Source organism: Blautia sp. BCRC 81119 (genome assembly GCF_003184505.1).
In the GTDB taxonomy this organism is placed as follows: Bacteria; Bacillota; Clostridia; order Lachnospirales; family Lachnospiraceae; genus Blautia_A; species Blautia_A fusiformis.
Genome location: NZ_QJHD01000005.1, coordinates 164776 through 177001, shown reverse-complemented (window position 1 = coordinate 177001; position 12226 = coordinate 164776). Strand labels below are relative to the sequence as shown.

Here is a 12226-nt window from a genome sequence, read left to right as displayed (position 1 = left end):
TTATGTTTTAAAGGTAGCTGCGTAAAAAACAGTAGTGGTGGTATGGACCCACCCTGAATCTACGGGGCCCAGGCTCCGCACATCAGATGCTCGGTAATTTAATTGCCGAGTAGTTCACTACACTATCACAATGGCTATGTCTTTCCAGTACAGATGTGGCCGCTCTTGCTGATATTCATTGTATTCAGGAACATCACATCCAGTTATATTTGCCATGAATATTACCAGTGCTGTAATGGTCGCGAATATTCGCTTGATATTTTTGCGCATGTAGTACCATCTTTCCTTTCCGATGTTTATAGTATGCTGGATTTTTAACTTCTGCAGAAGAATTTGCGAACAACAATCCCGCTGCCATAGATAGCAACGGGATTTTTAAACAAAAAATGAATTGAGACGGCAAATCTGCCTTACGCACCGGGAGACGTTTCTTCTTGTTTGTGTATATCGGTGTCACAAGTCGGCGATTTTGTACAGTCTTTTTCTTTCATCTTTTGTCAATGTATAATAAGATTTTGGAACTTTCTCGGATTCCTTGACTGTATCCAGAAAGTCGTACCATGCCTCTTTTATCTTTGTTTTTGTTGGTTCCTCACCCCAAAAATCAAATAAACATCCTTCGAATTCTTTTAATAACTTTTCTTTTGTTGTCATTTATACATGCCCTTCCATTATCAGTGATATCTGTTTTTGCCTGTTCTGAAATATAGCATATTGTCTATGAAAAAATCAAGAAAGGAATAAAAAAAAATATCATCAAAAGAATTTATACAAAAAACTGGCTTAAAAAAAGCAACATTTTACAATATGGTAACTGAGTACAAAGAAATTCAGCGGATTAATAACGAATATATTAAAAGATATACAGCGAAATAAAGAGGCAGCAGATTTACTCTGCTACCTCTTTATTTCGTCTTTTTTACGATATATTTGTCATATACATACCATAGCATTTTCGCACTACAGTTATTTTGTATTTGACATATTTTTGGCATTAATCAGTCCTGTCAATGCCTCATAAGCGATATCTCTCTTTATATCATCAGAAGCCTCTGCTTCTGCCAGTGTTTCCATATCTTCTGGAAATTCTGGATTAATATCATTGTCAAGACAGTATTTCTGAGCATGAAATGCAAATTTTCCATATTCCTGTTCATTGATTAGATTAAGAAGAAAATCGATTTCTGAATCTGCATTAATTAATCCGTGCAGAAAATTAAGTTCTGCATCTGAAGCCAGTAAATCATTAGCAACAGTCAATCCTACTACTTCATTTTTTTGTAATGCATCCTTAAAAGCGTTAAGCATATTGTTGGCGACTGTTTCTTTTTCTTCCGCAGACGTTTCTTCACTCAACAATGCATCAAAATTTTCCGGCATATACTTAAAATTTGTATCCAAAAATAACTTTAAAAATGCACCCGTTAATTTAGTATATTCCTTTTTCTCATTAAGTTCTACCAGGTACTCATATCGGTCCTGGAGTGACATTTCATTACGCATATATACACCTCCATATATTATTAGCCTTTAGAAATAAGCCATGGTCTTCCACCCATCGATGGTGGCAAGCTCCGCTGTGGTTTCCTCATTCAGCGATGAATTAGTCAAGATTTTTCGCCAAGAGCAAGTCAACCATAAGAGAATACGCGATTTCTTTTTTTTTGTCATTTTTGAGTTCTGATTTTTGCAATGATTCTATTTTAGAACTGTTTATCAGATTTCCGGTTCCTGCACAAATTTGGAGATACGTAGAAACAAATGCTGGGAATTGAAATGCCTCAATATACGTTGCCAATTGTTCCAACCCTGGTATATATTTTTGCTTTATTTTGATACTTCGTTCATCATAGCATTGATGTTTATAGGATTTTAATACAATTAACATCTTTTTAGTTATTAGTTCTTTTTCGTCATCTTCTACTTCAGCGCTATTAAGAAGCTCAATTTCATCTAAGATTACCTGAGAACCTTTGACTGCATATTTCATCAAGTATTCGAACGTGAACTGGTTAAACTTATGAAGTCTTGATAAACGCAACAATTCATTATAGATGGTATAGTCATTATACCATCCCGTAGTTGAAGTAGACATTAATACACCTCCATATTTTTTTAGAATTTTACTACAAGTGACTCTCCAATATGGGTCTATTAATTAAATATTATATATATTATATATAGCATATTTTTGATATTTTTACAAATGTTTTTGAAAATATTATCGACAGGCGAGAAAAGCTGTGGCCAACTTTGGCACCAATCTTATTCCTCATCATTTCCTGTAGATTTTCCATCTCTTCATAAGAGCCAATCGTGTTAACATCAGTATATCAGTCTTTGCATCTGTATTTTTTTGTATTTTCTGAAATATGGCATATTGCTCATGAAAAAAATAAAGAAAGGGATAAAGAAAATGGAAAGAAAAATAACAAATGATGTAGTCACTGAAATTGGTCTTACGCAGAGAAACAAAATTCTTACTCTTGAAGGAGATGTTGCCGCTTATGATTTAAGAGGGATGAAAAAAGAATTTCCAAATATTACGACCTTAAAAATCAAGAACGGTGTAACAGCTATTCGGATATCAAATCGTACATTTCCGAACATCCGAAAGGTTATATCAGAGTCTCCGCTCTTTGAGACAAAGGAAACAATGCTTATCAGAACAAGCAAATTGAAAAGTGAAAAAGGAATTTTGCTGAATGCATTTTGTAAATCTGAAGAAGAAACCTTGTACTTCAAAAACGTTGCTGTTATAGCGGACATGGCACTTGATGGGTGTGTTACAAAAAAAGTATTTAATACAGAACATCTTACCTGTATCAACAAAGACGGGCTCTCAGGCTCTGCTTTCGACTTAAATAAAGCACACCCTGGAAGTGGGCCTATCATGTTTGGAGACTGTCTCATTGGATTCAATGATGACACTGGCTCGTATGAGCTCACGAAAGATGTAAAATATATTATTTTTCCGGAAGGCTTTTCTGGTAGTAAGCTAGAAAGACTCGTTGTGAAAGATTACAAATTGCTCAGTGTGCTTAATGGAATTGGGGATGCTCAGATTTGTGATACCTTGTATATTGACGATATAGCAGATTTTCGAGAAGCATTTGGCTCGAATGAAATTTGTTTAAACGCGAAACATGTTCAAATCAACGATGAGAATAACTATCTTAAGTCCCAAAACGATATGATTTTCGATAAAAAAGGTGGTATTCTGTATGATTCCGCATGGTTCCTATCAGGGAATGCGGTAATACCAGATGGAGTTAAGACTATTCGTACATATGCTTTTTCATCTCCGTATATTGCTTCAGTAGAGGTTCCAGCTTCTGTGACTAATATTCAGTCTGGAGCTTTCCTTAATGCTGACAATGTCACAGTTATTCAGTGTAATGGAGAAAATGTTCCGCATGGCTGCATTGAGGCATTCGCAAGGAACTATGAGCCATATCCGGATGACAAAAATACCGTCATTAAGGTTGTATGTAATAAAGGCCATGTTTTTTTGCCACGATATATGACCGAAAAGAGTATCAAAAAGCTGGACAAAATCTGTAATGAAGAGTTTGCAACATTGAAAAAGGCATACCAATATGCAATTAATGAAGAGGTAAGACAGGATACTATGATAAGAGAATATGCCTTTTCGAAAGATAAAAATATTGCAGCATACCTGAAAGATGACATAAAGTCCATCGTCTTGCGGTATATTCAAGAAGATAGGGAAAGCGATGCCATCGTCGCCGTGAATATTGGAATGCTTTTGGAAGATGACTTAAGAGAAATCAAATCTGTGGCTGAAAATGCAAGTATGAGAGAACTTATACTTAAAATCAATAATACACTTTCGTAGAATAAGCAGAATGAGCAGGCGATAAGCCTGCTCATTCTTTCTATCCATTTCTTTCCAAACATCTCAAAACCAGCGCAATCTCATCTCTTCCGAGGTTTTTCTTCCTCATCAGTTCCTGCAGGTTTTCCATTTCTTCATAAGAGCCAATCGCCTCAAACTCTCTCTTATCCAGTGGGAGAACAACATCATCCATTGTATCTGCAGCATGGCTCATCAGCATGTTTTTACTACGTTCTTTTTCCCATTCTCTTACTTCCTCATCTTTCCCGAGTCCGTAGAAAGATTTTAATTTTTCCAGCAGATAGTCAGTGCTAATATAAGATTCAAATCCCACATAGTATTCTACAGCCAGATTCTCGTATTCCGTGCCATCAAACATATCTTTGTGATGAAAAAGGAACTTATCTCTTGCCCGTGCTGCCGCCGAACCGTCTTTCATCCGCCATGACATGATAGTCCATGTTTCCATATCTGGAAAATCTCTTTTTAGAAAGTTTTCCAGCGTCCATTTCAGATGCTGTGGGATATAAATTGTATTTTTTTGTTCTGTCAGCTTTATATCTTTAAAGGAAATCATTCAAACACCTCCTTTTCTACTTATAGTATGGCACATTTTCTCGTTTTCTGCAATTTTTGCGGACTATCTTTCTTCTTCTACAGAGTCTATCATTTCCTCATCCCGCCCGAGCGTGTCCCGTTGTACTGCTTTTATCGCATTTTGAACCTGCCGCATAGCATTGCAAGCATTTTTGAATATTGTGGAGAACTTCTCCTGTATTTCCGGGTCTTTTAGATTTACACTGAATTTATTTCCAAAGCCGCGTTCTTCTGCCATCTCTGAGAGTCTTGTCTCTATCGGTTCAGGTCGACCTCGTCCGCTCTCATCACGATACTGTGAGGTTCTCAGCGTAATAGAATCCTCGTTCATCTTTATCGTGTTTATCTTTAATGGCTTCCCCTCTTTTGGCCTTATCTTGGACTGCAAAAGGATATATTCCTCACCGGTATACCTGTCTTCTTTGTATTTTACAATTGTTTTGGACTGCGGATTGGTTCTGTATAAGATATACGCTTTTCCCAAAGCGGTAGCATTTTTATAGGTTTTTGTCTGCTTAGCGACATAAGACAAATCTCTTTCAGTTTTTTGTATCCGTTCTTCGTTTCTTAGCTCAGGATATGCCGTTACCAGGCCGAACCCTGTTTTAGAGTATAGGTCTTTTTCCAGACATAAGGTAATATCTTTTGTTTCATATTCTTTAATTAATCCTTTTTTCTTATCAAGCACGAACCCACGCCCCACATATTCATCGAATGGTATGGTAATCATCAGCTGCCTGTCGCTGTACTCATCTTTTAGCCAGTCCAACACGTCATTTTTTTTGTACGCCAAAGCCTCCGCTATCAGGTCATAGGCATAAACTTTATTTTCCTCTGAGTCATTTGGCCTTTCGGTATTTGCGATAAACATGCTTTGTGTTGCCTTTTCTTCTTTCAGTATACGTTCCATTGAATCTATTTCTGACACGGAAATATGTTTTTGCTCTGCGTGTGAGCGATAACTTAATATATCATCAACTCTTATTTTATCGTAATTTTTTTCAATTTCTTTTAAGGTAGCCAATTCGCTCACCTCCTGTTTTCTCATATGTTTAATATGAAAAATACAGGAGACAAAAAAAATGAAGAGGTTACAAGCCTCTTCATTCAGATTTGATTTTAAGCGCACTGAGGATAACATCAATGTCACGCTGTGACAGATGCTTGTCTTCCATCAACCCCTCCAGTTCCGTCATTTCTCGATAAGAGCCGATACCCTTAAACCGCTTCGGGTCTAACCGTACAATGGACACGTTATCGCCTTTTGGTGACTCCGTCACGATTATTGGCTTAACGCTCTCATATCTCCAGTTTTTAACTTCCGGGTCTTCTTCCGGGCCACCGTAATAGAACTTGCGAAGCTCTGTATAAAGCCAATCAGGGTCAATATTGGAAAGCAGGCCCATATATTTATCTACAGGGCAGTCTGCATATGCAGTCCCGTCAAATATATACTGATGCTGCATTACATATTCTTTTCTTGCTGTTTTTATTTTTTCGTTCCTCTTAATCTTAAACAGCATGAAAGTTTTATGTTTTACATCTGGGCGTTTGCAGTCCAGAAAGTACAAAAAATCGTTAAGCAGCGCTGCCGGTAAAAAAATGAGCTCCTCTTTATCTGTAAATCTAATATCTTTAAAATCAATCATGATTATTCTCCTTTCTTGCTCTTTGTCTTTTCCAATATGCAGAATCCTGTTCACACAAAAACGCCCCGACCGGTTATTCCGGGCAGGGTGCCAAACAAAGAAAGGTATGCGACGGCGAATCCGTCTGATGTCTGGGGGATTTTTTTGTTCCCCTCCTGTTGTCTATACTATACCATACGAATAATGTATGTGCAAATTTTGCGAGTCTTAAGGCTACAAAAAAAGCCGGGCTTACTGCCCGGCTAAGTCTACATTGAAAATTCGTCTTCGGCTTCCCTCTTCTTTTCTATCTTATCCATCAGATATGCCATACAAACAGCATTATCAATTTGTATATTATCTAGGATAGATTTTAGAGTATCATAACAGTAATCATTTATTTCCAGCATTTTTTTGAATCCATTTGAATCATCTTTTTTTATTAGAAACTCGGCCATAGTAATAGCTTTTTCTTCGGCGAATCTTTTCATATCATCCATAGTTCTTACACTGCCGTCCAGACATTCTTTCATAGTAGGGCTCATGATGTATATTGATTCGTTCCCGGCTGTAACATGCACGGTGCCTATCTGCTCAGTTATGAGCGCAAATGCCGCAGATGTTGTCATGCTTTCATTTTCAAAAACAACATAGTCCACTCCAGCAAAAGCCATGTAGTCTACATCATATACAGAGGCTGGGATTCTGAGAGCCTTTATTTTGCAATACGCAAATGCGGCTTCTCCAATAAGTTTTAAACCTTCATTTAATTCCACTTTTTCAAGACCACTGTCCTTAAATGCCATACGTCCGATTTCTTTTATCTGTTTCGGGAATGTGACATGTTTAAGGCTGCTGCAGCCATTAAAAACAGATGAATCGTACATACGGCTTTTGTGCAGACCTATCACTTCAATCCCATTTCCAAAATCAATGTCTTTAAGATATTCACAGTCTTCGAAAGCATGACGTTTTATCTTTTTTAATGAATCTGGAAAGGAGACAGAATCTATCTTTGAATTCGCAAACGCATATTCAAATATCGTTTCAACCCCGTCCGGAACGATGAAATGCCCGGTTTTTGTTTCTGGTACCCTGTATAGGAAAGTTCCGTATTTGGAATATAGGACTCCGTCAACAGCCTTAAGATGTGCATTTCCTTTTTCTACTTCGAATATCATTTTTCCAAGCCTTCCAAGTTTGGAGTGGGTAATACGTGAACTTGGAGTCTGTACATCTTTCGCCAGAACCAAAATATCAGGAACTCCGCAAAAACGAGACACCATATCTATGTCGTGCACAACAAGACGGTGTACGTGGTCGATATTTATTCCGCTGATAACTCCTAAGATGTCAGATGGAATTTCCAATTCTTCCGCATTTTCATCAACACCAATCACGAAGTTTCCAAGCAATAGGCATTGATTGTGTCCGGCTTTTAACTGCTCAAACGCTGAGCCGTGAAGAGCCTGCCGGTCCAGTATCTTTGTCTTGTTTGCATTGATTACTTTTGTTGTCTGGCAGCCCTCAAGTGCATTTGCTTCAATAAGATGTATACCTTCTAAATTCAGGACCTCATCAGGTCCAAGACAAAAAGAATTATAAAGCAATTTCATCGGGGAATAAGAGTCGGTTAGATGAACGATATATTTCCCACTGTCAAAATGTTTGGAATACGAAATCACTTCTCTTACATTGGGAAACAGTGCATTCGGAATACTGATATGAAATATGTGGCTTCCTATTATAAGTTTCTTTACATTTGGAAAACTTTTTTCGCTCTTAACAAGATTGAAAGCCAAAATCAGTGCTCCAGTCCTGATTGTTTCGTCTTCGCGTATCCCAAGCATTACCGTTTCTACATCATCTGGGACATCAATGTCGTAACATGAATTCAAATCATTTGATATTGTATAAACCACATTATCTTTATTTTTATATACCGTTTCCATTTCTTTTTTCATTATTTTTTTCCTTTCTTTTTTTGTATTTCTTGCAATATGCTTAATTTTTTCAGAAAAAAACACCTTGCGTTTATGCAAGGTGTTATGCCTGTATCTGCGACCAATTTGTCAAATCATTCAGGGTATTCTGAGTCCAATCCTTGGATACCTGTTTCATCACTATGTAGCCACGCCGGATTTAATACATATATTTTTTTTGATTTCATATAATTAAAGCCATCGTCACAAGACGAATCCTCTGTGACATCTTCGTCATCCCATTCGGACCCGTCTGAGCCTAATGGATACTGTCTTTTTTGTATATTCGAAAGTTTTTCCAAAAATTCATCAAAAGATGAAAATTCCAAAAATTCAGCACCAATTTCTTCGTCCATAATGCCAAGAATAGGAAGTACATATAAATCATAGTTATTAGTTTCTGGGATTGTATATGTGTATTTGTTCCTTATCGAGCACCCATCAGACAACAGTACTGTGGCTGGCGCAGCGTAATCGATATTTGGGTCAAGATTATCCAGAGATACTTCTTCTAACTGAAAAATATTAATCATTGTCTTGAGGACGTCTCCAATGACCACTTTTGATTTTAAATCTGGAATTACTTCCATCATCTCCAGTTCTATGCTATAGCCTTCTTCGCATGCATTTTTATCCAGTAATCTTTTTGTTGCAGCGGTAGCCCTATCGGCTGGCAGATATGTGTGTTCACAATCAAAATCGTCTACCTCTTCAGGCCATCTTCCGAAAAATCTAAAAATTTCGTACGGTGCAGATGAAGTGAAATATCTTGCAGACAAATTCCCCTGTTTATCAATAAAAATTACTGCAGTATTAACCATATTAGTTCCTCTCTCTCTTCTTTGTATTTTATACAGTTAATATGCAAGAAAAACTGAAACTAAAAAATCAAATATCACGCAAAAAAAACACCGCTGCCATATCGTCACAGCAGCGGGGCTTTCAAACAAAGAAAGGAATTTCGGCGGCGAATCCGCCTGATGTATCAGGGATTTCTTATCTCCCTTTCGTTGTATATACTATACCATAGCACAAAATATTATGCAAATTTTGCGAGTCTTTGTTTCTTTTGTTTCTTATATTCCATTTTTAATAACTCGCCAGCAAAGCTGAACTCGTTACTTGACTTCGAACGTGGATTCAGACCCGCGTGCGAAATTAGAACCGGAATATTTGACCCGCGGACGACTTTTTGTCGGCTGGGGACTTCCCGTTCTCCGTTAATGGCATGTACCGGCCTGCCAGAGTCTTTACAATGCAATATCTACTTGCGGGCAGCAAAATTGACCGGAGATTTTCCGCCATTTATCAAATCATGCATATTATATTTGACAAATATCAAGAAAGGAGAAGCAGGATGGATGCGAAAGGCACTCTTCTCATGTCCGACTGCGAAACGAAAACAATATCGTTTCTTCGTCGGATGTGGCTTCCTGCGCAAAAAAATGATGAAAAAAAATTATGCAAACAATGGGAACGAGAAAAATGAGATGAATAGTATTGAAACCGATACTATTACAAAAAGCAAAAAAAAGAAAGCTAAAAAGAAAAAGGACAAAAAAGGCAAAAAGAAAAAAGCACAGTTAGCTGCGATAGATACTAATACAATACTGACCGATGTCATGCTTGCCGAATCAGATACAGTCCTTACACTTTTTGGTCAGTCCAACGCTGTTGTAGAATATGATTTGACTAATATGGAAAAAATTTTTCCAAATGTAACTACATTAAAGATTGAGGATGGAATTGTAAAAATCCGCATGAAAAACAGAACATTCCCTAATATTTGTAAAGTCATTTCTGAATCAGAACATTTTGAGAATGGTTCAACAATGCTCATTTCAGTAAATACGGATGCTGGGTACGAAGAGGAATATTACGGCAGGACTCTTTTAAATACGTTTTGCAAACCCTCGGATTACATTCTGGATTTTAAGGATGTCAATCGTATTTCAGGAATGGCCCTTGACGGATGTATGGCATACCAAGTAATCAATACCGAAAGGTTGGAAAGCCTGGATAAAGATGCGCTGGCTGGTTCTTACTTTGAGTCTTTGGAGGATACTCTCGTTATATTCGGAGACTGTCTGGTTAGAGTGAATGGAAAAGACATTTCCTTTGAACTTACAGATTCTATCAAAAGAATTGTAATGATAGACGGATTCGATAGTGCTGACTATATCAAAGAACTCATTGTTAAAGATTTCAGGTTACTGCATGTACTTCGAAATTTTTCTGACAAACCTTTTTGTGAAACCATTCATCTTTATGTCGACGCAAAAACAAGAGACGAAGCGGAATTAGAAAAAGCAATAGAAAAAAAATAAGCTGGAATTGAGTTGCAAACACGTTCTGCTTTCTCCATCAAACAACGAAGAGCTTACAAGAGTTGGATGCGAAGATGACATTCTCTATCAGACTAATCGAGGAATGCTTATCACAGGTTCAGCCCCATGGTTTTTACAAGGTAATGTTACATTTCCTGGTAAAACCTGGCTGATTGGTACAAAACTCATATCTAATGATATCGAATCTATATGCATCCCAAAAAGCGTTGAAGCGTTTACGACAGATGCGTCTATCTCAGGGCATAAGGTATCATCCATTATCTGCGAAACACCAACATTCCCAAATGGGTTTTTTGAAACAATTCGTGAATTCATTACGATTGTTCCTTGCGAAGTGGAAATAACGGAAGACGACTGGATTTCCATAGACCATTGTGGTAAAAAGAATATGATTCCAAGATATATGACGGAATCTCAATGTGTTGAATATATCTGTGAATTATCCTGAACCATAAGCTTCCCGCTTGTTATCTTAAAGGAGCAGCAAAAGCTGCTCCTTTTTTTTGTAATATACTATATATTTTCTGGCAGACATTTTTTTTGCCGAGTTTTTAAGACTCGTCTGCTGCTGCCGCTTCGGACAGTGCAGGGGATTCTTTTTCAGCCTCTTTTTCTCTTTCTTTCTCTTCCTTGAGATACTGCTCTACAATAGATTCATCTACTTTCAGATAGATATCGCAATAAGTTGAATCAAACCAGTCATCCACTCTTTCAATGAAAGCCGGATGCTCTGCTACCTTCTGACCGTCAAAAAATACCCAGTTATTTCCGCCAATACGGGCATGAACGTACAGCACGTCTTTTCTGCCGGCATATTTATTGAAGGTGTCCATAGACTTACGGATACGTTTAATCTGCGTTTTGGCAAGAAGTTTAATCTTCTTTCTCCTCTTTCCGTGAATTTCTTCCCATCTTACAGCAGTCGGTCTGTCGTATCCACTCTCATCCTTAGTGTAGACCAGGAAGCGTCTTAAGTTCTTATCTGTTCTCCAACAGTAAGAATGACAATCAGAACCAACTGACCATGGTGGACAGGACCTAACCAGGTCTTCAACCGCATCAACATCTGCTGAGGCAGTCATTTCTTTAATCTCTTCTTCTGAAATCTTTTCTTCTGTTGCCATTAATCTCAGGCCGCGGAGGCGCGGGATATCTACTCCTGCGGAAGCCAGGATGTTTGACAGGTCATCAATCCTTGCGTATGCTCCAATATCCATTTTTTAAATCTCCTTTTTCGTTTTTTTGTGCATATACAATATGCTGAATTTCTTTGGAAGAAAGAAAAAGAACGAACAGCGTATTTTGTGGCAAAAAAAATCTGCCCAGTGGGCAGATTTAAATTTCTCTGATGTCGTATATCGTTTTTGGCTGAACTTCCAGCCTTGCATGATTTGGATAGCTCCAGAATTTTCTGATTTCTTCGTAAGTTTCGAATCTTGGCACGATAAATCCCGGATTACACCTAAAAAGCAATTCACGCTCAACAATTAATTTGCCGACCTCATCATACGCAAAGAGCCGGACCTCCTGATAAGACGCCATTTCATCTTTTCCTCCAAGATGAACCTTCAAAAACCTGACTACATATTTTGCATTTTTATATAACACTTCTCTTTCTTTAGACATTAGACTTACTCCTTTCTTTTTTACTTTACACATAATATGCGTGATTTTCATTCATACGAAAAAAGGCCACTGCAAAACCTGCAGCGACCTTTTCGAACAAAGAAAGGAATTTCGGCGGCGAATCCGCCTGATGTCTGTGGGGGCTTCTGCTCCCTCTTGTTGTATATACTATACCACAACACAAAA

13 protein-coding genes are annotated in these 12226 nt (G+C 37.7%); 3 read left to right on the top strand and 10 right to left on the bottom strand.

All coding sequences use genetic code 11. From position 1 onward, the window contains the following. Nucleotides 1-453 precede the first annotated feature (453 nt). The 3 genes from DMI82_RS04885 to DMI82_RS04875 form a co-directional block, all read right to left on the bottom strand. Nucleotides 454-654, bottom strand: a complete 201-nt coding sequence (locus DMI82_RS04885; RefSeq protein ID WP_110102690.1) for a hypothetical protein — start codon at nucleotides 652-654, stop codon at nucleotides 454-456. 312 nt (nucleotides 655-966) lie between these two features. Then, nucleotides 967-1503 carry a hypothetical protein gene (locus DMI82_RS04880; RefSeq protein WP_110102689.1) on the bottom strand — a complete coding sequence of 179 codons (537 nt, stop codon included), beginning with the start codon at nucleotides 1501-1503 and terminating at the stop codon, nucleotides 967-969. Between the two features lie 100 nt (nucleotides 1504-1603). Further along, the gene (locus DMI82_RS04875) at nucleotides 1604-2095 is read right to left on the bottom strand and encodes a hypothetical protein (protein ID WP_110102688.1); all 492 of its coding nucleotides are present in this window, start codon (nucleotides 2093-2095) and stop codon (nucleotides 1604-1606) included. A 321-nt stretch (nucleotides 2096-2416) separates the two neighbouring features. Here DMI82_RS04875 and DMI82_RS04870 point away from each other — a divergent pair, with 321 nt between their 5' ends. Continuing rightward, nucleotides 2417-3859, top strand: a complete 1443-nt coding sequence (locus DMI82_RS04870) for a leucine-rich repeat protein (RefSeq protein ID WP_158526431.1) — start codon at nucleotides 2417-2419, stop codon at nucleotides 3857-3859. 40 nt (nucleotides 3860-3899) lie between these two features. Here the strand turns inward: DMI82_RS04870 and DMI82_RS04865 are convergent, their stop codons facing one another. From DMI82_RS04865 to DMI82_RS04845, 5 genes are all read right to left on the bottom strand, one after another. Beyond that, complete coding sequence (locus tag DMI82_RS04865; RefSeq protein ID WP_110102686.1) at nucleotides 3900-4436, bottom strand: hypothetical protein; 537 nt, start codon at nucleotides 4434-4436, stop codon at nucleotides 3900-3902. A 63-nt stretch (nucleotides 4437-4499) separates the two neighbouring features. Further along, on the bottom strand, nucleotides 4500-5480 hold the full coding sequence (locus tag DMI82_RS04860; RefSeq protein WP_110102685.1) for an RNase A-like domain-containing protein: 981 nt from the start codon (nucleotides 5478-5480) through the stop codon (nucleotides 4500-4502). A 79-nt stretch (nucleotides 5481-5559) separates the two neighbouring features. Further along, nucleotides 5560-6105, bottom strand: coding sequence for a hypothetical protein (locus DMI82_RS04855; RefSeq protein WP_110102684.1), 546 nt, complete (start codon nucleotides 6103-6105; stop codon nucleotides 5560-5562). A 248-nt stretch (nucleotides 6106-6353) separates the two neighbouring features. Further along, nucleotides 6354-8048, bottom strand: coding sequence for a leucine-rich repeat domain-containing protein (locus DMI82_RS04850; protein ID WP_110102683.1), 1695 nt, complete (start codon nucleotides 8046-8048; stop codon nucleotides 6354-6356). Nucleotides 8049-8161: 113 nt separating this feature from the next. Beyond that, the gene (locus DMI82_RS04845) at nucleotides 8162-8887 is read right to left on the bottom strand and encodes a hypothetical protein (RefSeq protein ID WP_110102682.1); all 726 of its coding nucleotides are present in this window, start codon (nucleotides 8885-8887) and stop codon (nucleotides 8162-8164) included. Nucleotides 8888-9427: 540 nt separating this feature from the next. On the opposite strand from DMI82_RS04845, the gene DMI82_RS04840 reads away from it, so the two are divergent. Both DMI82_RS04840 and DMI82_RS19625 read left to right on the top strand, forming a co-directional pair. Then, on the top strand, nucleotides 9428-10393 hold the full coding sequence (locus DMI82_RS04840; RefSeq protein ID WP_110102681.1) for a hypothetical protein: 966 nt from the start codon (nucleotides 9428-9430) through the stop codon (nucleotides 10391-10393). Between the two features lie 103 nt (nucleotides 10394-10496). Continuing rightward, nucleotides 10497-10862, top strand: a complete 366-nt coding sequence (locus DMI82_RS19625; RefSeq protein ID WP_146207137.1) for a hypothetical protein — start codon at nucleotides 10497-10499, stop codon at nucleotides 10860-10862. A 103-nt stretch (nucleotides 10863-10965) separates the two neighbouring features. On the opposite strand, the gene DMI82_RS04835 is transcribed toward DMI82_RS19625, so the two are convergent. Both DMI82_RS04835 and DMI82_RS04830 read right to left on the bottom strand, forming a co-directional pair. After that, nucleotides 10966-11631 (bottom strand): hypothetical protein, encoded by a 666-nt coding sequence (locus DMI82_RS04835; protein ID WP_110102680.1) that lies wholly within the window; start codon nucleotides 11629-11631, stop codon nucleotides 10966-10968. A 118-nt stretch (nucleotides 11632-11749) separates the two neighbouring features. Beyond that, entirely contained in the window at nucleotides 11750-12040 is a 291-nt protein-coding gene (locus DMI82_RS04830; protein ID WP_110102679.1) for a hypothetical protein, read from the bottom strand. Between the last annotated feature and the right edge of the window lie 186 nt (nucleotides 12041-12226).